Here is a 24,702-nt window from a genome sequence, read left to right as displayed (position 1 = left end):
CCGGTCAAAATAAAGCCCAGAGACAAACCCAAGGTTGTCACGTAATGCTCGATCGTAACAGACAGCACCAAATTGCAGGTCCAGGGCATGGCCAAGCCTTGTCTGCCGACCTGTATTATGACGGTGCGCAAAACTATAGCCCCTACGGTCGCGATTACGCGGAGCAGGACGAGGGCTTTAATCCACTCAGGCTGTTGTTTTACGTTGTCCAGTATCGATGGCTGATTGTCATGATGGCGGCGGGCGGGCTTGTCGCCGGCATCGTCATTACCATGATGCAGACGCCAAAATATCGGGCAACAGCGCAATTGGAAGTGCTTGTTCCTTCGGCCAAGGTCTTCAAGGACATCGAAGTGGTCTCTGAAGCCAGCGACGACTATCTGGTCTTTGAAACCGCCCGGGAAAAGCTGAAAAGCCGGGCTTTGGCGCAGCGCGTGGTGTTCCAACTAGGGCTTAGCGAAAAGCCGGATTTCCTGTTTCCAACGCCGGATTTCTCGCTTAGCAATATTTTCTATCGTGCGTTCGGAATTTCCAAATCGCCTTCCATTGAAGAGACAACCCCGGAGGAACGTGAGGCGATTGCAATCGGTCGCGTTCGAGGTGACCTCACAGTCAATTTGGTCCCCAACACCAGCCTGCTGTCGATTACGTTTGCCGACCAGAAACCGAAGTATGCAGGCGATATAGCCAATCAGGTTGCGCAGAGTTTTATCGACCAGCGCCTCGATCAGACCAGTGAAACCTCAGACCTGGCACGGCAATTCATCCAGGAACAGGTTTTGCAGGTAAAGCAAAAGCTGCAGAAGTCGGAGGAGGAACTCGTCGCCTACGCAAAGGATGCGGGCATCACGATAACCGGCGACGAAAAGTCGCTGATTGGATCGAACATAGAGGCTTTGAACACCGCGCTCGCGACGGCAATCCAGGAACGTCTCGATGCCGGCCGGGTGGTGGAACAAATCGACAAAGGTCGCGGCGCGAGCCTTGGCCCGGTCCTGGAAAGCGAAGGTCTGCAGAAGCTCAGCGACACACTGGCCAATTTAACCAGCCAGTATCAACAAAAATTGGGCATATTGAAGCCTGGCTTTCCAGAGATGCAGCAGCTTCAAGCGCAGATCAAGGAACTGCAACGGCTTTATAACAATGGCGTTTTGACTATAACCGATTCGCTGCGACAGAAATACCAGGAAGCTCAGAACAAGGAAGCCGACCTCAAGTCAAAGCTCGCCGAGATGGAGATGCAGCAGGTCATCTTCAACGACAAAAACATCAAATACACGATCCTGAAGCGCGAGGTTGATTCCAATAGGTCGCAGTATGACAGCCTTATTGCCAAGCTGAACGAGGTTGGCGTCAGCTCAGAGCTCAGGTCACAAAGTGCCGCAATCGTTGATTTCGCCACGCCGCCCAATGGCCCTTATTCTCCGCGATTGACCATTAATCTTGCGATCGCTCTGTTTCTTTTCATGGCTTTGAGCGCATCAATTATTTATGTCATCGAGTTGTTGAACAACACCTTCACCAATCCTGAGCAGATCGAAAAGGAATTGGGATTGGCGATGCTCGGCATCCTGCCGCTTGTCGATGACCGGGAACTCATAGCCAGCATCGCCGATCAGAAATCAGGACTGTCCGAAGCCTACCGTTCGCTTCGAACGTCATTGCAGTTCTCCGGCGCCGAAGGGGCGCCGCGATCGCTGCTGGTCACGAGTTCGGAACCCTCGGAAGGCAAGTCGACCACGTCGTTCAAGCTCGGGCAGGATTTTGCCGCGCTCGGTGCGAGGGTTCTCATTGTCGACGGCGATCTGCGAAAGCCCAACCTTCATCGGCTGTTTGGTCTCGACAACACAATCGGGCTGAGCAATCTGCTGACGAATACCGTCCGCAAAGAGGATCTGGCAAGCATCTTCAGGGCGACGAAATATCCCAACGTGACCGTTCTGACCTCCGGAACGATCCCACCGAACCCTGCCGACCTGCTCTCTTCGCCGAAGATGGCACTGATCGTCACCAATCTCGGCAAGCGCTTCGATCTTGTTATAATCGATGCCCCGCCGATCGTCGGCCTTTCAGATGCCCCCATTCTCAGCCGGCTTGCCGAGGGCACATTGATGGTCATCTCTACCAATCAGGTGACGCGCAAGTCGGCGAAGACGGCGTTGAAGCGCCTGCGAGCTGCCGGAGCGAATGTGGTCGGAGCCGCGATGTCGAAGTTCGCTGTGAACAAGTTCGACTACAACTACGCCTACAAATACATGGACTACCAGTATTATAACTACGGCACCCCGAAAATTGAGGGCAAAGTCGATGACGGAGCAGACCAGCCCGCTTATGCAAAATCTCCGGCGCTCAGGCGTTTGGTTCGTCGCATCCGTTCTAGCGTTGGCGGCTTCGTCGATCGGGCTAAGTCGGTTTCTTGAAACCGAAACGCCAACCGTTTCCCTCGCGCTGGATCCGTTGAACGTCAATGCCTTGATAGGCGAAATTACCCACGAACTGAACGATACAAGCAATGCTCCCGATCTCGACGCATTGCTTGCCAAGGCCGAAAGCGCTCTTCGTTTTGACCTTGCGGACGCACGTCTCTACAGCCTGATCGGCGAGATCAAGTACCGACAGGGTGAAAAAGGTCAAGCCTATGGATTTTTCGACCAGGCTCGAAATTTATCGAAGACCGAGATCCACGCGCTGCAGAGGTCGATAGGCCGCTCGATAGAAACGGGCGATCTGTCCGGGGCTGTCGGCGAGATCGATATTTTGCTGCGGCGATGGCCAGATCAATTTCCCGCGATTGCCGAGGGGCTCCCGCCAATCCTCTCGAACCCCGACGGATACCAGGCTGTGCTGGCAGCCATCAGAGCCGCGGCGCCCTGGAGGGCCAAACTGTTGGTCGCGCTGAGCAAAACCCCCGACGGGCTCGATTTCGCAAATCGGCTGCTGCTCGATTTGACCGGGTCAAGGGCGCCACCAAACTCGAGCGAATTGATCTATGTGATGCACGGCAATATTCGTCACAAAGAATATGAACAAGCGTACCGCTTGTTTCTTTTCAGCCTGTCCGATCAGGAACGGAAATTAGGCGGATACATTTTCAACAGCACGTTTGAGCCTGTGTCCAGCGGCAAGCCTTTTGATTGGCACGTCGGCGATCGGTCGGGCCTGGAAGTTACGTTTGCAGCATCCAAAGACGCGGTCGAAGGTGAGCGGGGGGCGACGGTCCGTTTCCTGAATACGCCCGTCAAGGACACAGCTCTTCAGCAGTATATCCAACTGCCTCCAGGCTCCTACAAGATTTCTCTGGCTGCGTCTGCAAGAAACCTGAAGCTTCCAAAGGAGTTGTTCTGGTCGATCAGGTGCGTGGGGTCGGCCGGCGAAATAGCGCGGTTCAATATTCCGGAGGGCACATATAATCGTCAGGCGCTCAGTCTGGAGTTTTCCGTTGGACCGGCTGGGTGCCCCATGCAATTATTGAAGCTGGAAACTGCCGCCATTGCCGAGAGCTGGCGCTTTCGATATGTCGGCACGTTGGTAATGCACGAATTGAGCATCGAGAGACTTTCATCTTGAGCGACCGGCCATCGGAATGGGATAAATATCTCCTCGGATCGGTCCTGTTTATATCGCTGCTGATCGGCGGTGGCACTGCAAGCGGCCTTTACACGGACACGCTGATTGAGGTCGCGGCAATTGTCTCGGCAGCGGCGGTCTTCTCACAGACCTCTGGCCAAAGAGTCCCCCATTCTATTCTGCGGCTGCTGGCCTTGGCCGTGGCGCTGGTGGCCTTGCAAATTGTTCCGTTGCCTGCGGCGATATTCAGCGGATTGCGACCGGAGCTGTTGCTCGCAGATTCCGGGCTGGTTGGAGAAACCCGATTTCGTTTCGTCAGTGTCGGCGTTGGACGGACGATCGAATGTCTTTTGTATCTGGTGGCGTGGGCGGCGTTTTTTTTGAGCGTATTGCGTTTGCGCGCCGGGCAGGTCCATGCACTTCTGCCGTTCTTTTTTATGGGTGTCATATGCAACGGCCTGGCAGGCGCGATTCAATATTCGCTCTCGGATGACATCGCCATAGAGGGATTGTTGCCTTTCACGATCAATGCCGGGCTTTTTGCCAACGAGAATCATTTTGCGGCATTACTTTTTGTGTCTATCCCCTTTGTCGCTTATTACGGTTTGTTCCGAGGACATCTTTTGTCCGGATCGCTCGGGCTGGCCACGCTTTTGCTGCTCCTTTTGGCCGCCGGTTCGCGTGCCGGCGTTCTGATCGGGTTGGCGATCACCGTACTGTCCATAGTCTTTCTTTCAGCGCGTTCTAGGGTGAGTGGGCTCAGCATCCTTGCCGTTTTCATAGGCCTTTCCGTCTATACGATAGGCGCTTGGACGAAAATCGATGCCGACGCGATCGATCCAGCTTTCGGGCGAGGAGAGTTTGCTCGCACCACCATTGAGGGGATCAAAGAGAATTGGGCAACCGGCGTTGGGTTTGGAAATTTTCAAAAGGCCTACCAGATATATGAAAAGGAGGAGATGATTTTCAAGCAATATGTAAATCATGCTCACAATGAATATCTTGAAATAGCTTTCGAAGGCGGAGCTCTTGCTGTTCTGTTGATGGCGCTTTATTTCGTGATGCTTTTTATGGCGCTTGCCAGAGTTCGTCGCGATCCCCTTCAAAAGGCGGCGTTTCTCTCCGTGTCGTTTCTTCTCATCCATTCACTCGTCGATTATCCCTTGCGGACCGAGGCGCTTGCAATGACGTTTGCCTTTATGAACGCCATTATCTTCCACAAAGGATTTGCGGCCCGTTCGGCCCAGAAGAATGAATTGATCGAGATCGACCACAACGGTGACAAGTTGTTTGTTCCGATCGGAGCTTCGTCGTAGCGCCTCCTGGCGACGGCTCCGCTCTTTCATCAGCGGCAGGTAGGTAGCGTCCTGACCCAGGATATGTCGCGGAAATCAGGAAGATCATCAGGACTGCGTCCAGAAGAGGATTGCGATTGTCCCCGCACAGGCTGATCTCGGCCCTTCAGGAGTATTTTTCTTGGGCCGCCAAGCCCATCGCCCGCTGAGCAGGAATTTCCGGGTTTTGGTTCCTGCGTGGAAAATTCATTCCCGAACCACTCCAGCGCCGGCCTGTCCCGCATTGTTATAAACCATGGCGATCTGCTAGAACGCCTGCACGAAAATAACATCGTCCAGAAGTGAAGCTTGAACCGGGCCTCTGAAAATTGCGCCTGATGCATCGATGCAAGCTCTGGATTGGCACGAGAGAACGCTTACAGTCCATGAATATCGCGCTTACGCACCTTCAGCGGCTTGAGGCTGAATCCATCCATATCTTTCGCGAGGTAGCGGCGGCCTTCGCCAAGCCGGTCATGCTCTATTCGGTCGGCAAGGATTCCTCCGTGCTGATGCATCTTGCGATGAAGGCGTTTTATCCGGCCAAGCCGCCCTTTCCCTTTCTCCACGTCGACACGACCTGGAAATTCCGCGAGATGATCGCCTTTCGCGATCAGATGGCGCAAAAGCTCGGCTTCGATCTCCTGGTCCATGTCAACGAGGATGGTGTGCGCGACAACATCAATCCCTTCGACCACGGCTCGAACACCCATACCCATGTGATGAAGACCGTGGCGCTGCGGCAGGCGCTCGACAAATACGGCTTCGATGCAGCCTTCGGCGGGGCGCGGCGCGACGAGGAGAAATCGCGCGCCAAGGAGCGGATCTTCTCTTTCCGCAACGCCCAGCACGTCTGGGATCCGAAGAACCAGCGGCCGGAGATGTGGAAGATATTCAACACCCGCATCGCGACCGGTGAATCGATCCGGGTGTTTCCGTTGTCGAACTGGACCGAACTCGATATCTGGCAGTATATTCTCCAGGACGACATCCCGATCGTGCCGCTCTATTTCGCCAAGGAGCGACCGGTCGTCGAACGCGACGGCATGCTCATTCTGAAGGATGACGACCGTATGGAACTGCGTCCCGGCGAGATGGTTGAGAACCGGCTGGTGCGGTTCCGCACGCTCGGCTGCTATCCGCTGACCGGCGCGATCGAATCCGACGCCGACACGCTGGAGGCCATTGTCGGCGAAATGCTGACGGCGCGCACCTCCGAACGGCAGGGCCGCCTGATCGACCGTGATGAAGCAGGCTCGATGGAAAAGAAGAAGCGCGAGGGGTATTTCTGAGCATGCGCCACATCACGGCCGAGAGCCTGGCCCCCACCGACGGCATTCGTGACTATCTGGCGGTGCAGGAACAAAAATCGCTTCTGCGCTTCCTGACCTGCGGTTCCGTCGACGACGGCAAGTCGACGTTGATCGGGCGCCTGCTTTCGGACACCAAGCAGATTTTCGAGGACCAGCTTTCTGCGCTCGAGCGTGATTCGCGCAAGCACGGGACGACGGGCGACGACGTCGATTTCGCGCTGCTGGTCGATGGCCTCGAGGCCGAGCGCGAGCAGGGCATCACCATCGACGTCGCCTATCGCTTTTTCGCCACGCCAAAACGCAAATTCATCGTTGCCGATACGCCTGGCCACGAACAATACACGCGCAACATGGCGACGGGCGCGTCGACCGCTGATCTGGCCATCGTTCTGATCGACGCCCGGCAAGGCGTGCTGCGCCAGACAAGGCGCCACTCTATCATCGCCTCGCTGCTGGGCATCCGGCAAATTGTGCTCGCCGTCAACAAGATCGATCTCGTCGGCTTCGACAAGGCGGTGTTCGAACGGATCGTCGAGGACTATCGGCAATTTTCGCACAAACTCGGCTTCGAAACGATCGTGCCCATCCCGATGTCTGCCCGTTACGGCGACAACGTCTCCAGTCGCTCGGCACAGACAGAATGGTATTCCGGCCCGACGCTGATCGAACACCTGGAAACCGTGTCAGTCGATGAAGCCGTTGTCGAACTGCCGTTCCGTTTTCCGGTGCAGTATGTGAATCGCCCCAATCTCGATTTTCGCGGTTTTGCCGGCACGATTGCGTCCGGCTCGGTCTCACCAGGCGATGAGGTCGTTGTCGCCAAATCCGGCAAGTCCGCTCATGTCAGGCGCATCGTCTCGCATGGCGGCGATCTGAGCCAGGCGGTGGCGGGCCAGGCCATCACCCTTGTTCTCGACGACGAGGTCGAGGTCTCGCGCGGTAACATGCTGGTGTCACCTGCGGCGCGGCCGCAGGTCGCCGACCAGTTCGCCGCCAACATTGTCTGGTTCGACGAGCACGCGCTGCTGCCGGGTCGCTCCTATATCCTGCGGACGGAGACCGATCAGACCAGCGCTACTGTCACCGACCTGAAATACCGCGTCAACGTCAACGATTTTGCCCATGAGGCGGCCAAGTCGCTCGAAATGAACGAGGTCGGCATTTGCAACATCTCGACGCGGGCGCCGATCGCCTTCGATACGTTCGCCGAGAACCGCACGACCGGCGCCTTTATCCTGATCGACCGCATCACCAACGCCACGGTCGGCGCCGGCATGATCCTGCATTCGCTGCGCCGCGCCGAAAACATCCACTGGCAATCGCTCGATGTCGGCAAGAACGGCCGCGCCGATCTGAAGAACCAGCGGCCCGCAGTGTTCTGGTTCACCGGGCTCTCTGGCTCGGGCAAGTCGACCATCGCCAATCTTTTCGAGAAGAAGCTGTTCGCCACCGGCCGCCACACCTACATCCTGGATGGCGATAATGTCCGCCACGGGCTCAATCGCGATCTTGGCTTCACCGACGCCGACCGCGTCGAGAACATTCGCCGCGTGGCCGAAGTGGCGCGCCTGATGGCCGATGCCGGGCTGATCGTCATTGTTTCCTTCATTTCGCCATTCAGCGCCGAGCGGCGCATGGCCAGGGAATTGATGGCCAGCGGTGAATTCGTCGAGGTGTTTGTCGACACACCCTTTGAGGAATGCGCCAGACGCGATCCGAAGGGCCTCTATGCGCGGGCGTTGAATGGCGAAATCAAGAATTTCACCGGCGTCGATTCACCGTATGAAGCCCCGGAAAATCCGGAAATCCATCTCAAGACACTCGGCAAGTCTGCCGAGGAGATGGTAGAGGCCCTGGAACTCTGGCTGAACGAGCGCGACATTGCCGAAAACCAATACGATAGCGGCGGCGGCATCTGACAACGAATTGATGCTCGGCGTGTTTGAGCGCCTTGCCTTGGCGGCCGGGCGAGAGGTGATGCGCGTCTTCGATGCCGGCTGCGCTGTCGACCAGAAATCAGACAGCTCGCCGGTGACCGCAGCCGATCGCCAGAGCGAAAAGATCATTCTCGACGGGCTGCGCGCTGCGTTCCCCTATATCCCTTGCGTGGCTGAGGAAGAGGCATCGGCCGGCATCGTGCCGCCCGATCTCGACGACGCCTTCTTCCTGGTGGATCCACTCGACGGCACCAAGGAATTCGTCAACCGCAGGACCGACTTCACCGTCAACATCGCGCTCGTTCGCCACGGCGTGCCGGAGATCGGTGTCGTCTTCGCGCCATGCACCGGACGCTTTTTTTCCGGCCGGCCGGGCAGGGCGGAAACGATTGAGGTCAGTGGTGACTACCAGATCATCGGCCGCCGGCCGATTTCGGTCAGAACGGGTGTGACGCCACTGACCGTCGTCGCCAGCCGGTCCCACAATACGCCCGAGACTGAAGCCTATATCCGCACGGTCGGCGCTGCCGAGATCGTCTCGGTCGGCTCGTCGCTGAAATTCTGTCTTGTCGCCAGCGCTGAGGCCGACGTCTACCCGCGCTTCGGCCGCACCATGGAATGGGACACCGCGGCCGGCGATGCGGTGCTGCGCGCGGCAGGCGGGATAACGTGCACGCTCGACGGTGAGCCGCTCACCTACGGCAAGCGCAACCAGATCGATGACGAGGATTTTGCCAATCCGCATTTCATCGCCAGCGGCAAAGTGGCCGGCCTGCGCGATGGCTGACTGCAGCTGCCATCACGTGTTGGCATTGTTATATGTACGTCTACACGCGGGAGAATTCGCTGTGCCGCTCAACATTCGCAGTGAAGAGGTAAACACGCTTGCCGAAAAGCTGGCAGCGCGCACGCGCTTGAGCAAGACGGCTGCCGTGAAGCTGGCCCTGGAGAACGAATTGCGCCGTGCCGAGGAGGCGATCCCTCTATGGGAGCGGCTGAAGCCTTTGCGCGCGAAGATCGCGGCCTATCCGGACACCGGCCTTGCGGCGGACAGGGCGTTTTTCGATGACCTCAGCGGTGGCTACTGATGTTCGTCGATGCGTCGGCAATCATCGCCACTATGACGGAAGAGCCTGAGGCCGAGGATCTCGCGGCGGCGCTCGATGCCGCGCGCTCGCCCCGACCGGTCACATCGGTCGTGGCTGCATGGGAGGCGACAGTTGGACTTTTTCGCAAAAAGCGCATTCCCATGGCGGAAGCTGAAGCGCGAGTGCAGGAGTTCCTTGAAGCGGCTGGGGTCCAGGTTCTGGCGATTTCGAGCCGTGAGTTGACCGCCGCGCTGCAAGCCTTCGATCGTTATGGACGGCACCGCTATCCGGACGCTGAACGGAATAGTGCGCTCAATCTCGCCGACTGCTTCCATTATGCCACCGCGAAATCCTACCGGGCGCCGATCCTGACCATAGATGCGGGATTTGCGCTTACCGATGTCGCGACTGTGCGTGCCAAAACCTGATATAATACGGGGGAGGGCATACCGGCTAGACCGTGGCCGCGCGCGAGGCTCTACGCGGCGGCGATTTGCGCCGAATTCGAGCCGATATAGTTGCGGATCGTCTCGATGATTCGGTCCTGGTCGGCCTCGCTCAGATAGGGATGCATGGGCAGGCACAGGATACGCTTCGGCAGTTCCTCCGAAACGGCAAGGCCTGTCGGCGTGCGCGGATAATCGCGGTAGGCGATCTGACTGTGCAAGGGCTTCACGTAATAGATCACCGACGGGATGCCTTTTTCCCCGAGATGCGACTTCAGCCCGTCGCGCTTCGGCGTCTCGATGGCATATTGCGCCCAGGCCGAACGGCCGCCGTCCAGGTTGCGCGCCGCCTTGACGATGTCGCCGAGGCCTTCGGCATACCGCTTGGCGACCGCTTGCCGGGCAACCATCTCGTCTTCAAGAATGGCCAGCTTCTCGATCAGGATCGCCGCCTGCAGAGTGTCGAGCCGCGAATTGATGCCGACGCGGACATTGTCATATTGGGTTTCGCCCTTGCCGTGGAAGGCGAACGAGCGGAGCTGTTCGGCCAGCGCATCGTCGTTGGTGAACATCGCGCCGCCATCACCATAGCAGCCGAGCGGCTTTGCCGGGTAGAAGCTGGTCGAGCCGACCGCTCCGAACGAACCCAGCATCTTGCCGTCGGTCGAGCCGCCGATCGCCTGCGCGGCATCTTCGATCACCATCAGCCCTTCGCGATTGGCGATGGCCATGATCGCCTCGTAGTCGGCGGCGAGCCCGAACAGGTCGACGGGAATGATCGCCTTTGGCTTCAGCCGGCCTTCCGCCTTGATCATGGCGATGGCCGCCTCGAGGCTGGCGATGTCGATATTGTAGGTCTGGGGGTCGACATCGACGAAAACCGGCTTGGCCTTGGCCAGCGCCACCACTTCCGCCGTGGCGGCGAAGGTGAAGCTCGGCACGAACACCGCGTCACCTGGGCCGATGCCGGCCGCAAACAGCGGCAACAGCAGTGCGTCAGTGCCGTTGGCGCAGGCGACGACATGCTTGGTGCCGACATAGGCGGCGAGCTTGTTTTCGAATTCGGTGACCTCAGGTCCGAGAATGTAGCGACCCTCGTCGACGACGCGGTCGATGGCGGCTTTCAGCCTGTCGCGGATTCGTTCGCGCTGCGCGCCTAGATCGATGAACTGCATGTCGGCCTCAAAACGGTATTAGCCTGATAACCGGCCGCTGGTAGCAGAGTTGCGCCAGCCGAGAAAGCTGCAAGAACAAAACCACGAATTGCTCAAATGTCGCAGCCTGTTACCTCTCAGTTCGACAGGTCCGCATCAGACGCCGGAAATCCGGGGCTTTGCTGCGCACGACACGGCCTTCGTGTCGCACGCGCTCGGCTGGGCGAAACACAAAGTGATTGACGTCCTGCGCGTCTTCAGCGCATCGCCCTCCAATCAGGCGACTTCATGCCGCCAGGGCGGATTGGCGCCGGCCCGCGATACGGTTACCGCCGCAGCCTTGGCGCCAAGCGCCAGCGCCCTGTGGATGGCGTCTTCCGACAGATTGGCGATCGCCTCCTTCGACAGCAGCCCTTGCTCGTGCAGCGAGGCCAGGATTCCGGCGTTGAACGTGTCGCCGGCGCCGACCGTATCGACCACCTCGACTTTGTCCGGCACGACCGTGACCTTGTGATCCCTGGTATAGCCGACGGCACCTTCGCTGCCATGGGTAACAACGATCAGTGTCGGGCCGCGCTCCAGCCAGTTGCGGACGACGTCCTCGTGCGAGCCGGCCTCGCCGAACCAGTTGAGGTCCTCGTCCGACAGTTTCACAATGTCGGCCACGGCCATCATCGAGCGGATGCGCCTGAGATGCTTGGCCTTGTCCGGTATGAAGTTCGGCCGGATGTTGGGGTCGAGCATCATGACGCGGCGGCTGTGCTCGCGCCGCATGAATTCCTCGTAGGCTGATCCGGCCGGCTCAGAGATCAGGCTGATGGCGCCGAACAGCATGGCTTCGATCTCGCTGCCGAGTTTCGGCAGATCGTCGATTGTCAGCATGCGTCCGGCTGTGTTTTCGTCGTAAAACGTGTAGGTCGCTTGGCCGTTGTCCAGCCGCACGAAGGCGAGCGTGGTCGGCCGGGGCGATGTGTGCGCATAGGTGGAACTGACTTGGCTTGCCCCCAGCGCGTCCTTGAACTGGCTGCCGAACAGATCCGTCGACAGGCCGGAAAAGAAACCGGCGGGCGCTCCCAGCCGGCCGAGCGCTATTGCGGTGTTGAACACCGCGCCGCCGACATAGGGCGCAAAGGCCGGCTCGCCCTCCGTCGTGGTGCGTGGCAGCATGTCGATCAGGGCTTCGCCGCAACAGAGGATCATGGTTTCCTGTTCTCCGGCGGATAGATCACACCCTTGCGGATGATGATGTTGGCGTAGAGCCGCGGCTCGCTTGTCGCGACGATCGCGTGCGCGGACCTGACCCGTTGATAGAAGTCGGCGCCAGCAAGCGCAACCACCTTGCGGCCCGGAGCACGCTTGGCGCAGATCGCCTCCATCTCGTGATGAACGGGATCGGCAAGCAGGGGATCACCCTTGACCGAGGCGCGAAACAGCGCCTCTGGCACTGCGTCGTCGACAGGCAATACGCTGAGGATGGCGTCGAGCATCGGAACAAGATGATGACCGTCGGCACGGATGAGCCGGTGTGCCTGCTCTTTCGCCGGGTAGTTTCCGTCGACAAGGGCGATCTCGTCGCCATGACCCATGGCACGCAGCGTCGCCAGCAGCTCCGGACCGAGCAGCACCGGGATTCCGATCAGCATAGCTCAGGCACTCCTGGAAATCGTGGTCGAGCCGATGAGGAAGCGCTCGGAAAGCGGCAGGCTGGCACCGCCCAAGGCACGTGCATGAATGCCGACAGTCCCCTCGCGCACGGCCGGAAGCTTCAGGCCTTCACCGTCAATCTTGCCGATAGCATCGATAACGGCATCGACGAGCCGGCGCCGCACGGCCTTCGGCATCCATCCGTCGATCACCGCCGCCTCGAAATCGATAACCGATGACGCCGCCACGATGGCATAGGCGAGCGCCTGCGAGGCGCAGGCGATCCAATCGTCGAGCTCGACGCCGATTTCGCCCCAATCCTCCGGTGACGTCCACAGATGTGAGGCTTCGACGCCGCGCGCGTTGAGTGCCTTTTCGAGCATGGCGATCGACGCCACGTCGATCAATTGGGTCGGCTTGCCGTCCGGTCCAGGCACCGGCATCGAACCCAGCGCGCCGGCATTGCCGGTCGGTCCGCCGAAAAGGTGACCGTTCAGCACGATACCGCCGCCGGCGAAGGCACCGATATAGAAATAGACGAAGTCGCGTGCCGTGCCCGCTTTGCCGAACACCAGTTCGGCGCCGCAGGCAGAGGTGGCGTCATTTTGCAGGTAGACCGGGAATTCGCACTGTGCCTGGATGTCGGCGCGGATGTCTCGGTGGCGCCATTCGTCCATGACGTCGCGCGGCGCACCTGCCGTATCGGCCCAGCTCCACAATTCGAACGGCATGGCGATGCCAAGTCCGGCAATGCGCTTGTCCTGCGCCGGGGTGAGTTCGCCGCGCATCGTCTTCATGCCGGAGGTGACGAATTCGACCGTCTCGCGCGGTGCCGGATAGCGGTAGGAATGCTGCAGCATCGAGCGCACATTGCCGAGAAAATCGATCAGCACGAGTTCGGCGCTGCGACGGCCGATCTTCAGGCCGATGAAATAGGCGCCATCGGGATTGAGCGCCATCGGAATGGAAGGTTGGCCGATCTTGCCGCGCAGCGGCGCCTGGCGGACAAGAAGGTTGTCCTCCTCGAGCTCGCGCATGATGACCGAAACCGTCTGGGCCGAAAGTCCGGTCATGCGCGCAATGTCGGACTTGGCCAGGCTGCCGTGCTGACGCACCAGCGACAGCACCAGCCGCTCATTGTGGTCCCGCATGCCGCTCTGGTTGGTGCCGCGGTGAATGCGGCTTTTGGCTGCCTCGGGCGAACCGTGCCTCGTGATGCCGGTCTCCACCCCTTCTCCTCCCGTCGTTTTCCTCAATGCTTTTGGCCAGAATGAGTGACCGGCGCCACACTGTCAATAATAAATAAGAGTGATTTAATTATTGACAGAAACCTCAGTCTGGTATTCTCTTGGGGCAAGCGTCCACGCTGGGAGAAGTCGCTGGATGCTCATGCGATGCCGGTTGGCCGGCATCCGAACTGGTTCCACTGGGAGGAAAATCGTGACCAAAACAGCACTGCTAAGATCCACCGTTTTTGCGGCGGCCGGACTGGGCCTCATGGCGTTCACCTCGGCCGCGTCCGCCGCCGATGTCGGCGCCTGCCTGATCACCAAGACCGACACCAACCCGTTCTTCGTCAAAATGAAAGAAGGCGCGTCTGCCAAGGCTAAAGAACTTGGCGTCGAGCTTAAAGCCTACGCCGGCAAGATCGACGGCGACAGCGAAAGCCAGGTGGCGGCGATCGAAAGCTGCATAGCCGACGGCGCCAAGGGCATCCTGATCACCGCGTCGGACACCAAGGGCATCGTCCCGGCGGTGAAGAAGGCACGTGACGCCGGTCTGCTCGTGATCGCGCTGGACACGCCGCTTGATCCGCTCGACGCTGCCGACGCGACCTTCGCGACCGACAATCTGGAGGCCGGAAAGCTGATCGGCGCCTGGGCCGCAGCGACGCTCGGCGACAAGGCGAAGGATGCCAAGATCGGCTTCCTCGATCTGACGCCCTCGCAGCCGACGGTCGACGTGCTGCGCGACCAAGGCTTCATGATGGGCTACGGCATCGACGTAAAGGACCCCAACAAGATCGGCGACGAGGATGATCCTCGCATCGTCGGGCACGATGTCACCAACGGCAATGAAGAGGGTGGTCGCAAGGCCATGGAGAACCTTCTGCAGAAGGATCCCGGAATCAACGTCATCCACACCATCAACGAGCCGGCGGCGGTCGGCGCCTACCAGGCACTCAAGGCCGTTGGCCTCGAAGGCAACGTGCTGATCGTATCGGTTGACGGCGGCTGCCCCGGCGTGAAGTCGGTCGCCGAAGGTGTGATCGGTGCGACCTCACAGCAATATCCGCTGCAGATGGCGGCGCTCGGCATTGAAGCGATCGCCGCTTACGCCAAGGACGGGACAAAACCCAAGCCGACCGAAGGCAAGGATTTCTTCGACACGGGCGTTAACCTCGTGACCGACAAGCCCGCAGAGGGCGTGAAGTCCATCGACACCAAGGAAGGCCTCGCCAAGTGCTGGGGCTGATGCCGGTCTGACAGGCAACAGGACTGATCGGCCGGGGCTTGATCCCCGGCCGCTTCGGGTGGACGATGCGGTAATCGCATGCGCGAACAATACCGACGGCAGATCGGGAATGGTTGGACGGGCGTCGGCGCGTGGCTGAAGCCTCATGGGAGGAAACATGTCTCAGGTTCAGGAATTCGAAAAGGCTCTCGCGAACAGCGAGACAAGCGTTGCTGCTTTTGACGAGCATGGCACGTCGCTCGTCAAGCGCATCCAGCATTTTCTGCATTCCACTCCGGCTGCGGTGCCGCTGATCGTGCTGGTTCTGTCAATCGCTGTCTTCGGCGTCACCATCGGAGGACGGTTCTTTTCGTCTTACACGCTGACGCTGATCCTGCAGCAGATCGCCATCGTTGGTATTCTAGGAGCCGCGCAGACGCTGGTCATCCTTACAGCCGGCATCGACCTGTCAATCGGCGTGATCATGGTCATTTCGGCCGTGATCATGGGCAATTGCGCGGTCACCTATGGTCTGCCGACCTTGCTTGCCGTGGTGATCGGGCTTGCCGCCGGCGGGGCCTGCGGGCTGCTCAACGGGCTGCTGGTCGCCTACATGAAGCTGCCGCCCTTCATCGTCACGCTCGGCACCTGGAACATCGTCATGGCCACGAACTTCATCTATTCGGCCAATGAGACGATCCGTGACGCCGACGTCGACGTCCAGGCGCCGCTGCTGCATCTGTTCGGCCTGAACTTCAAGGTCGGCACGGCGGTGCTGACGTTCGGTGTCATTGCCATGGTCGTGCTGGTGCTGTTCTTGTGGTACGTGCTCAATCACACGGCATGGGGCCGTCATGTCTACGCAGTCGGCGACGATCCGGAGGCGGCGAAGCTGTCGGGCATCCAGACCAAGAAGGTGCTGATCTCGGTCTACGCGCTTGCCGGGCTGATCGCCGCTTTCGCTGCCTGGGTCTCTATCGGCCGCAACGGCTCGATCTCGCCGTCCGCCGCCGTCACCGACTACAATTTGCAGGCGATCACCGCGACGGTGATCGGCGGTATTTCCCTCTTCGGCGGGCGCGGCTCGATTCTTGGCACGCTGTTTGGCGCGATGATCGTCGGCGTCGTGTCGATGGGGCTCAACATGCTGGGCGCCGATCCGCAATGGAAAGTGCTGCTCACCGGTGTGCTGATCATCGGCGCCGTGGCGATCGACCAGTGGATCAGAAAGGTTTCGGTGTAACCATGACCCAGGAGCCCATCCTCACCGCGCGCGGCCTCGTCAAGCGCTATGGTCGCGTTACCGCACTGAACAGCTGCGACTTCGATCTCTATCCGGGAGAAATCCTGGCCGTGATCGGCGACAACGGCGCCGGCAAGTCGACGCTGATCAAGGCGATCTCGGGCGCCGTTGTCCCGGACGAGGGGATCATCGAATTGGACGGCAAGCAGGTGCTCTTCAAGTCGCCCATCGAGGCGCGCGAAGCCGGCATCGAAACCGTCTACCAGAACCTGGCGCTGTCGCCAGCGCTGTCGATCGCAGACAATATGTTCCTCGGTCGGGAGATCCGCAAACCGGGTTTTCTGGGCGACTGGCTGCGCATGCTCGACCGGCCGGCAATGGAAAAGCGCGCCCGCGACAAACTTACCGAACTTGGCCTGATGACCATCCAGAACATCAGCCAGGCCGTGGAAACGCTGTCGGGCGGCCAACGCCAGGGCGTGGCGGTGGCCCGCGCCGCCGCCTTCGGCTCGAAGATGGTCATCATGGATGAGCCGACGGCGGCGTTGGGCGTCAAGGAAAGCCGCCGCGTGCTCGAACTGATCCTCGATGTTAAGAAGCGAGGCCTGCCGATCGTGCTGATTTCGCACAACATGCCACATGTCTTCGAGGTGGCCGACCGCATTCATATCCATCGGCTCGGCCGTCGCCTCTGTGTCATCGATCCCAAGCAATATACGATGTCCGACGCCGTCGCCTTCATGACCGGAGCGAAGCTTCCGCCGGAGGCGGCACTGGCGGCCTGATGCATGTCCCCAAAAGCATGCCCTCGGGCGTGAACCGAGGGTGCGCAGCGGTTTTGGGATGACGACATGCACATAAGCAAGAACTTAAGGCGCGTCGCACAGGCCGCCCAAACGCGATGCGCTTTAAGTTTCTATGCCGTGAGTAAGCTTCCCCGCGGCAATCTAACTCGATTGAACGCTTAACAATATGCGATAGCATGGGCTGGGAGGAATGGTGAAAGCCGGTATGATCATGGCAACCGCACGAGAGGCAGCATGACGCGCGCGATGACATCCGAAGCTCCCATTCTCGAAAACTCCGATCCCAAGGCGCTTGCCGACGAAGTCTTGAAGGCCCTCAAATACAGGCTCGGCAAGGGCACCAGTGTCGCGACGCAATACGACTGGCTCACCGCCTCGATCAAGGTCGTGCGCGACCATATCGTCGATCATTGGATGCAGGCGACGCAAGAGGCCTACGCCCATCAGGAAAAGCGCGTTTATTATCTATCACTGGAATTCCTCATCGGCCGCCTGATGCGCGACGCCTTCTCCAATCTCGGCCTGATGGACAATATGCGCGAAGCGCTGCGGTCTCTGGGCGTCGACCTTGACCTCATCGCCGCCCTCGAACCAGATGCAGCGCTTGGCAATGGCGGTCTCGGCCGCCTCGCCGCCTGCTTCATGGAAAGCATGGCAACCGTCGACATTCCCGCGCATGGCTATGGCATTCGCTACGCCAACGGCATGTTCCGGCAGGAAATCCATGGCGGCTGGCAGGTTGAGCTGCCCGAGACCTGGCTCGATCACGGCAACCCCTGGGAGTTCGAGCGGCGCGAACGCTCATTCGAGGTCGGTTTCGGCGGCTCGGTGGAATCGATCACCTCGAAGGACGGCAGGCTTGAGCGCCACGTCTGGAAGCCGATCGAACATGTTCTGGCGGTTGCCTACGATACGCCGGTGGTTGGCTGGCGGGCCAACCGCGTCAACACGCTGCGGCTCTGGTCCGGCATGCCGATCGATCCGATACTGCTCGACAAGTTCAACGCCGGCGACCACATCGGTGCGCTCGCCGAAAGCAACAAGGCCGACGCCTTGTCGCGCGTCCTTTACCCTGCTGATTCCCACAAGGCCGGTCAGGAGCTGCGGCTCAGGCAAGAGTATTTCTTTTCCACCGCATCGTTGCAGGACATCATTCAGCGTCATCTCAGCCAGTATGGCGACCTGCAGTCGCTGCCCGACAAGGCGGCGATCCATCTGAACGACACCCATCCGGCCATCGCTGTGCCCGAGCTGATGCGCCTGTTGATGGATGTCCACGGCATGGATTTCGACCAGGCCTGGAGCATCACCAAGCGCACCTTCGGCTATACCAATCATACGCTGCTTCCAGAAGCGCTCGAAAGCTGGCCGGTGCCGCTGTTCGAGCGGCTGTTGCCGCGCCATATGCAGATCGTCTACGCCATCAACGCAGAAGTGCTGCTGGAGGCGCGCGCCTCCGACCAGTTTTCTGACGAGCAGATCAGCCAGATCTCGCTGATACAGGAAAACGGCGAGCGCCGGGTGCGCATGGGCAATCTGGCCTTTGTCGGCTCGCACTCGATCAACGGCGTCTCTGCCCTTCACACCGAGCTGATGAAGGAAACGGTGTTTGCCGAGCTCCACCGGCTCTACCCCGACCGCATCAACAACAAGACCAACGGCATCACGCCGCGGCGCTGGCTGATCCAGTGCAATCCCGGTCTCACCGCGCTTACCCGCGAGGCGATCGGCGACCGCTTTCTCGACGATATAGACGCGATCAAGGAGCTAGATGCCTTTGCCGACGACGCCGCCTTCCGCGACAAGTTCGCGGCAGTCAAGCGGGCAAACAAGGTCAAGCTTGCCAATCTCGTCGCCGACCGCCTCGGCATCAAGGTCGATCCCTCGGCGCTGTTCGACATCCAGATCAAGCGCATCCACGAATACAAGCGCCAGCTCTTGAACATCCTCGAAACAGTCGCGCTCTACGACCAGATCCGCTCCCATCCCGAGCGCAACTGGATGCCACGCGTCAAGCTCTTCGGCGGCAAGGCGGCGCCCAGCTATCACAACGCCAAGCTGATCATCAAACTCGCCAACGACGTCGCCAAGGTCATCAACCGCGACCCGGCCGTTCGCAGCCTTCTCAAAGTGGTGTTCTTGCCGAACTACAATGTCAGCCTGGCCGAGATCATGATGCCGGCCGCCGATCTTTCGGAGCAGATATCGACCGCCGGGATGGAAGCCTCCGGCACCGGCAACATGAAATTCGCGCTGAACGGTGCGCTGACCATCGGCACACTCGACGGCGCCAATGTCGAGATCAAGGAGTGCGTCGGCGACGACAACATCTTCATTTTCGGCCTGACCACCGAAGAGGTCGCCGAGCGGCGCAGCAACGGCTACGACCCGCGATCGGTGATCGAATCCTCTCCCGAACTGGCGCAGGCCGTGGCTGCCGTTTCGTCGGGCGTCTTTTCGCCTGACGATCCGGAACGCTATCGCGGCCTGATGAACGGCCTCTATCAGAGCGACTGGTTCATGGTCGCCGCCGATTTCGATGCCTACGCCTCAACCCAGCGCGATGTCGACGCCGTCTGGCGCAACAGCCCGGACTGGTACGCCAAGGCAATCCGCAATGTCGCCCGCGTCGGCTGGTTCTCGTCCGATCGCACGATCCGCCAATATGCGAAAGAAATCTGGAACGTGCCCGTCTGATATGATTGCATGAGGCCACGAACAACGTGGTCCGGGGAGGGTCACTGCCTGATGAGGAAGCCGCGCGCGACCGCTGCGACAAGCGGGCCGGATGAACTGGCGTCAGCCGGTGATGTCGCGGCAATTGTCGCCGGCACGCATGGTGATCCTTTCGCTGTTCTCGGTGTGCACGAGGTTGACAAGGGCTTTGTCGCCCGCTGTTTCGTCCCCCATGCCGAGTTCGTCACTGCCTATACGCTGACCGGCAAGAAAGCCGGCGAACTCTCCAGGCGCGACGAAGGCGGCTTCTTCGAGGGCAGCCTGTCGCTCAAAAAGCGTCAGCCGCTGCGCTATCACGCGCGCAATGCCAGCGGTGACTGGTGGCTGACCGATCCCTATTCGTTCGGTCCGGTGCTCGGTCCGCTGGACGACTATTACATCGCCGAAGGCTCTCATCTCAGGCTGTTCGACAAGCTCGGTGCGCATCTCATCGATCACGAGGGTGCGTCCGGCGTGCATTTCGCCGTCTGGGCGCCCAATGCAAGGCGCGTTTCGGTGGTCGGCGACTTCAATGAATGGGACGGCCGCAGGCATACGATGCGCGTCCGCCGCGACACCGGCATCTGGGAATTGTTCATTCCCGACATCGGCGCCGGCCGGCCCTACAAATACGAGATCATCGGACCCGATGGCGTCAGACTCCCGCTGAAGGCCGATCCGTTCGCTTTCAAGTCCGAACTGCGTCCGGCCACCGCCTCGGTGACGGCGCTTCCGCCGGCGCACCAATGGGGTGACGAGGCGCACCGCAATTTCTGGCGCAACGCCGATCCCAGGCGCGAGGCGGTGTCGATCTATGAGGTCCACGCCGGCTCCTGGCAGCTTCACGACGACGGCAGTTTCCTGTCATGGGACGAGCTTGCCGGCCGCCTGATCCCCTACGTCGTCGACACGGGCTTCACCCATATCGAATTCATGCCGATCTCCGAACATCCCTATGACCCGTCCTGGGGCTACCAGACAACCGGCCTCTACGCGCCGTCGGCCCGCTTCGGCGATCCGGACGGTTTTGCCCGATTCGTCGACGGCGCCCACCGCGCCGGCATCGGCGTCATCGTCGACTGGGTGCCGGCGCACTTTCCGGTGGACGCGCATGGCCTGGCCAATTTTGACGGCACCGCGCTCTATGAGCATGCCGACCCGCGCAAGGGCTTCCATCCCGACTGGAACACCGCGATCTACAATTTCGGCCGGCGCGAGGTGGTCTCGTTCCTGGTCAACAACGCACTGTTTTGGGCCGAAAAATACCATGTCGACGGATTGCGGGTCGATGCCGTCGCCTCGATGCTCTACCTCGACTATTCGCGCAAGGCCGGCGAATGGATTCCCAACGAAAAAGGTGGGCGCGAAAACCTCGAGGCCGTCAGCTTCCTCCAGAGGATGAATAAAGAGGTCTACGGCCATCATCCCGGCGTGATGACGATCGCCGAGGAATCGACCTCATGGCCAAAAGTTTCGCAGCCGGTGCATGAGGGCGGGCTGGGTTTCGGCTTCAAGTGGAACATGGGCTTCATGCACGACACGCTGGAGTATTTCTCCAAGGAGCCGATTTTTCGCAAGCATCACCACGGCGACATCACATTCGGTCTGGTCTACGCCTTCTCAGAGAATTTCGTGCTGCCGCTCTCCCATGACGAGGTCGTGCACGGCAAGGGGACGCTGCTTAGCAAGATGGCCGGCGACGACTGGCAGAAATTCGCGACGCTGCGCGCCTACTACGCCTTCATGTGGGGCTACCCCGGCAAGAAGCTGTTGTTCATGGGGCAGGAATTCGCCCAGCGCCGCGAGTGGAGCGAGGCGCGCGCACTCGACTGGAACCTGCTCGATTTCGGGCCCCACCGCGGCGTCTGGCAGACGGTGCGCGATCTCAACTATCTCTACCGCTCGCGGCCGGCGTTGCATGCGCGCGATTGCGAGCCGGAGGGCTTTTCCTGGCTGATCGTCGACGACAGCGCCAACTCTGTCTTTGCCTGGCTGCGCAGCGCGCCGGGCGGAAACCCGGTCGCCGTCATCTCCAATTTCACACCGGTGCCGCGTGACGATTATCGCGTGCCGTTGCCAATGGCTGGAAGATGGCGCGAGATCATCAACACGGACGCCACCGACTATGGCGGTTCCGGTAAGGGCAATGGCGGCGCCGTCGAGGCTCGGGCGGAAGGAGGAGGCATCTCGGCGACGATGCTGTTGCCGCCGCTGTCGACGATCATGCTCGAATTTGCTCCGGACTAAGCAATGTCTCGCAGCGCGTAACTTGGGAGGATAAAAATGGCAGAGATAAAACGGACCCAGCCGCTGGCGCGCGATGCCATGGCCTATGTTCTGGCCGGCGGTCGTGGCAGCCGCCTCAAGGAATTGACCGACCGGCGCGCCAAGCCCGCGGTCTATTTCGGCGGCAAGACGCGCATCATCGATTTTGCGCTCTCCAATGCGCTCAATTCCGGTATTCGCCGCCTCGGCGTCGCCACCCAGTACAAGGCGCATTCGCTGATCCGCCACCTGCAGCGCGGCTGGAACTTCCTGCGGCCCGAGCGTAATGAGAGCTTCGATATCCTGCCGGCCAGCCAACGCGTATCGGAAACGCAATGGTATGAGGGCACGGCCGATGCCGTCTACCAGAACATCGACATCATCGAGGCCTACGGGCCCGAATACATGGTCATCCTGGCCGGCGATCACGTCTACAAGATGGACTATGAGCTGATGCTTCGCCAGCATGTCGACGCCGGCGCCGACGTCACCGTCGGCTGCCTCGAAGTGCCGCGCATGGAGGCGACCGGCTTCGGCGTCATGCATGTCGATAACAAGGACACCATCATCTCCTTCATCGAGAAACCCGCCGATCCGCCCGGCATTCCCGACAAGCCGGATTTTGCCCTGGCTTCGATGGGCATCTACGTATTCAAAACCAAGTTCCTGATGGAGCAACTGCGCCGCGACGCGGCCGAACCGGGCTCAAGCCGTGACTTCGGCAAGGACATCATTCCCTATGTCGTCGAGCACGGGAAGGCGATCGCCCATCGCTTCGCCAAATCCTGCGTGCGCTCGACCGCAGAGAACGAAGCCTACTGGCGCGATGTCGGGACAGTCGACGCCTATTGGGAAGCCAATATCGACCTCACCGACATCACGCCGGAGCTCGACCTCTACGACCGCGACTGGCCGATCTGGACCTATGCCGAGCTGAAGCCGCCGGCGAAGTTTGTGCATGACGAGGATGGTCGCCGTGGCTCGGCGGTGTCGTCACTCGTCTCGGGCGATTGCATCGTCTCAGGCGCGTCGCTGAAGCGAAGCCTGATCTTCACCGGCGCGCGCATCAACTCCTATTCTACTCTCGAGGACGTCGTCATGCTGCCCGACTGCCAGGTCGGCCGCAGCGCGAGATTGAAGCGCGTGGTGATCGATCATGGCGTCAGGATACCGGAAGGGCTCGTGGTCGGCGAGGATCCTGCTCTCGACGCCAAGCGCTTCCGCGTTTCCGAAAAGGGCATCTGCCTCGTCACGCAGGCCATGATCGACAAACTGGGATTGTCGTGAATGCAGGTCCTGTCGGTCACGCCCGAAATATTCCCTCTGATCAAGACTGGCGGGCTTGCCGACGTGACCGGCGCATTACCCGTCGCGCTCGCCGGCAAGGGCGTGGCGATGCGAACACTTATTCCCGGCTATCCCCAGGTCATGGATGCCTTCAAGAAGAAAAAACCCGTTCACCACTATCCGCTGCTGCAAGGCGGCAAGGCTTCGGTCCATGCCGTCCAAATCGCCGGGCTCGACCTGTTCGTGCTCGACGCGCCGCATCTGTTCGATCGCCCCGGCGGCCCCTATGGCAATGCCATCGGCGCCGACTGGCCGGACAATTGGCGGCGTTTCGCGGCCCTGAGCCAGGTTGGCGGTGACATCGCCGGCGGCGCCGTTTCGGGCTATCAGCCGGACATCGTCCATGCCCATGACTGGCAATCGGCGATGACGCTGGCCTATACGCGCTACGGCAAGGCGGTCGGCACTCCGTCGATGATCACCGTCCACAATCTCGCTTTCCAGGGCCAGTTCGGCGCCGGCATCTTTGGCGAACTCGGCTTGCCGGCGGCGGCCATGGCACTCGACGGCGTCGAATATTATGGCGGCGTCGGTTTCCTCAAGGCTGGCCTGCAGGCCGCCTGGGCCATCACCACAGTCAGCCCGACCTATGCGCAGGAGATCCGCTCGCCGGAATTCGGCATGGGGCTCGATGGCCTCATCAACATGCGGTCCGTCGATCTTTATGGCATCGTCAACGGCATCGATACCGAGATATGGAACCCTGAAACCGACAAGCATCTGGTCTCCAACTACACGGCCAAGACATTGAAGGCGCGGCATCCCAACCGGACCGCCGTCGAGGATCGTTTCAACCTTGACCGCGACGACAGTCCGATCGTCTGCGTCATCAGCCGGCTCACCTGGCAGAAGGGAATGGACATACTGGCAGCGGTCGTCGACGGGATCGTTGCGAGGGGTGCCCGCCTGGCGATCCTGGGGTCCGGCGACGCCGGCCTCGAAGGCGCGATGCTGGCCGCCGCCGCCCGCCATCGCGGTCGCATCGGCGTCGTCGTCGGTTATGACGAGGCGCTTTCCCACACCATGCAGGGCGGCTGTGACGCCATCGTCATCCCGTCGCGCTTCGAGCCTTGCGGACTGACGCAGCTTTACGGCCTGCGCTATGGCTGCGTGCCGGTCGTCGCCCGCACCGGCGGTCTTGCCGACACCATCATCGACGCCAATGAAGCGGCCGTTTCGGCAGGTGTGGCGACCGGCTTCCAGTTCGCGCCCGCCGATTCCGGCGCCTTGCTGCACGCCATCCGCCGGCTGGTGGAAGCGCACGCCAACCCCACGATCTGGACGTCGATGCAGCGGCAAGGCATGAAGGCCGATGTGTCGTGGGACAAAAGCGCGCAAAAATATCTTGAACTCTATCGCTTGCTGCTTTCAAAAAGGGCTGTCTGACGC

At 60.3% G+C, this 24,702-nt stretch carries 19 protein-coding genes; 15 read left to right on the top strand and 4 right to left on the bottom strand.

What is annotated here, in order from left to right:
* Positions 1 to 44 precede the first annotated feature (44 nt).
* From NMG70_RS02995 to NMG70_RS02960, 8 genes are all read left to right on the top strand, one after another.
* The gene (locus NMG70_RS02995; RefSeq protein WP_254023144.1) at positions 45 to 2,420 is read left to right on the top strand and encodes a GumC family protein; all 2,376 of its coding nucleotides are present in this window, start codon (positions 45 to 47) and stop codon (positions 2,418 to 2,420) included.
* Positions 2,308 to 3,567, top strand: coding sequence for a tetratricopeptide repeat protein (locus tag NMG70_RS02990; protein WP_254023143.1), 1,260 nt, complete (start codon positions 2,308 to 2,310; stop codon positions 3,565 to 3,567). Before NMG70_RS02995 ends, NMG70_RS02990 begins: the two co-directional genes overlap by 113 nt.
* Positions 3,564 to 4,883, top strand: coding sequence for an O-antigen ligase family protein (locus tag NMG70_RS02985; protein WP_254023142.1), 1,320 nt, complete (start codon positions 3,564 to 3,566; stop codon positions 4,881 to 4,883). The genes NMG70_RS02990 and NMG70_RS02985 overlap by 4 nt, the downstream gene beginning before the upstream one ends.
* A 404-nt stretch (positions 4,884 to 5,287) precedes the next feature.
* Positions 5,288 to 6,193, top strand: coding sequence for a sulfate adenylyltransferase subunit CysD (gene cysD, locus NMG70_RS02980; protein ID WP_254023141.1), 906 nt, complete (start codon positions 5,288 to 5,290; stop codon positions 6,191 to 6,193).
* A gap of 2 nt (positions 6,194 to 6,195) precedes the next feature.
* Positions 6,196 to 8,133 (top strand): sulfate adenylyltransferase subunit CysN, encoded by a 1,938-nt coding sequence (gene cysN, locus NMG70_RS02975; RefSeq protein WP_254023140.1) that lies wholly within the window; start codon positions 6,196 to 6,198, stop codon positions 8,131 to 8,133.
* A gap of 10 nt (positions 8,134 to 8,143) precedes the next feature.
* Positions 8,144 to 8,938: a 3'(2'),5'-bisphosphate nucleotidase CysQ gene (gene cysQ / locus NMG70_RS02970; protein ID WP_254023256.1), complete on the top strand. Its 795-nt coding sequence runs from the start codon at positions 8,144 to 8,146 to the stop codon at positions 8,936 to 8,938.
* A 61-nt stretch (positions 8,939 to 8,999) separates the two neighbouring features.
* Positions 9,000 to 9,239 (top strand): type II toxin-antitoxin system VapB family antitoxin, encoded by a 240-nt coding sequence (locus tag NMG70_RS02965; RefSeq protein WP_254023139.1) that lies wholly within the window; start codon positions 9,000 to 9,002, stop codon positions 9,237 to 9,239.
* A complete protein-coding gene (locus NMG70_RS02960) occupies positions 9,239 to 9,667 on the top strand; it encodes a type II toxin-antitoxin system VapC family toxin (protein ID WP_254023138.1) in 429 nt (142 codons plus the stop codon). Before NMG70_RS02965 ends, NMG70_RS02960 begins: the two co-directional genes overlap by 1 nt.
* A gap of 50 nt (positions 9,668 to 9,717) precedes the next feature.
* Here the strand turns inward: NMG70_RS02960 and NMG70_RS02955 are convergent, their stop codons facing one another.
* The 4 genes from NMG70_RS02955 to NMG70_RS02940 all read right to left on the bottom strand — a co-directional run bounded on the left by NMG70_RS02955 (position 9,718) and on the right by NMG70_RS02940 (position 13,712).
* Positions 9,718 to 10,860: a DegT/DnrJ/EryC1/StrS family aminotransferase gene (locus NMG70_RS02955; RefSeq protein ID WP_254023137.1), complete on the bottom strand. Its 1,143-nt coding sequence runs from the start codon at positions 10,858 to 10,860 to the stop codon at positions 9,718 to 9,720.
* 255 nt (positions 10,861 to 11,115) lie between these two features.
* Entirely contained in the window at positions 11,116 to 12,039 is a 924-nt protein-coding gene (locus NMG70_RS02950; RefSeq protein ID WP_254023136.1) for a carbohydrate kinase family protein, read from the bottom strand.
* Positions 12,036 to 12,482 (bottom strand): RbsD/FucU family protein, encoded by a 447-nt coding sequence (locus tag NMG70_RS02945; RefSeq protein WP_254023135.1) that lies wholly within the window; start codon positions 12,480 to 12,482, stop codon positions 12,036 to 12,038. The genes NMG70_RS02950 and NMG70_RS02945 overlap by 4 nt, the downstream gene beginning before the upstream one ends.
* A gap of 3 nt (positions 12,483 to 12,485) precedes the next feature.
* The gene (locus NMG70_RS02940; protein ID WP_254023134.1) at positions 12,486 to 13,712 is read right to left on the bottom strand and encodes an ROK family transcriptional regulator; all 1,227 of its coding nucleotides are present in this window, start codon (positions 13,710 to 13,712) and stop codon (positions 12,486 to 12,488) included.
* Between the two features lie 268 nt (positions 13,713 to 13,980).
* Between NMG70_RS02940 and NMG70_RS02935 the strand changes: the two genes are divergently transcribed.
* From NMG70_RS02935 to glgA, 7 genes are all read left to right on the top strand, one after another.
* Complete coding sequence (locus NMG70_RS02935; protein WP_051505568.1) at positions 13,981 to 14,958, top strand: sugar ABC transporter substrate-binding protein; 978 nt, start codon at positions 13,981 to 13,983, stop codon at positions 14,956 to 14,958.
* A 157-nt stretch (positions 14,959 to 15,115) separates the two neighbouring features.
* Positions 15,116 to 16,180 (top strand): ABC transporter permease, encoded by a 1,065-nt coding sequence (locus NMG70_RS02930; RefSeq protein WP_254023133.1) that lies wholly within the window; start codon positions 15,116 to 15,118, stop codon positions 16,178 to 16,180.
* 2 nt (positions 16,181 to 16,182) lie between these two features.
* Complete coding sequence (locus tag NMG70_RS02925; RefSeq protein ID WP_023802796.1) at positions 16,183 to 16,965, top strand: ATP-binding cassette domain-containing protein; 783 nt, start codon at positions 16,183 to 16,185, stop codon at positions 16,963 to 16,965.
* A gap of 255 nt (positions 16,966 to 17,220) precedes the next feature.
* Entirely contained in the window at positions 17,221 to 19,683 is a 2,463-nt protein-coding gene (locus NMG70_RS02920; protein ID WP_254023132.1) for a glycogen/starch/alpha-glucan phosphorylase, read from the top strand.
* A 51-nt stretch (positions 19,684 to 19,734) separates the two neighbouring features.
* Complete coding sequence (gene glgB / locus NMG70_RS02915; RefSeq protein ID WP_254023131.1) at positions 19,735 to 21,948, top strand: 1,4-alpha-glucan branching protein GlgB; 2,214 nt, start codon at positions 19,735 to 19,737, stop codon at positions 21,946 to 21,948.
* 36 nt (positions 21,949 to 21,984) lie between these two features.
* Complete coding sequence (glgC, locus tag NMG70_RS02910) at positions 21,985 to 23,253, top strand: glucose-1-phosphate adenylyltransferase (protein WP_254023130.1); 1,269 nt, start codon at positions 21,985 to 21,987, stop codon at positions 23,251 to 23,253.
* Positions 23,254 to 24,699, top strand: a complete 1,446-nt coding sequence (gene glgA, locus NMG70_RS02905; protein ID WP_254023129.1) for a glycogen synthase GlgA — start codon at positions 23,254 to 23,256, stop codon at positions 24,697 to 24,699.
* Positions 24,700 to 24,702 lie beyond the last annotated feature (3 nt).

It is taken from the genome of Mesorhizobium ventifaucium (assembly GCF_935822925.1).
Taxonomy (GTDB): Bacteria; Pseudomonadota; Alphaproteobacteria; order Rhizobiales; family Rhizobiaceae; genus Mesorhizobium; species Mesorhizobium ventifaucium.
This window is presented reverse-complemented; position numbering and strand designations above follow the sequence as displayed.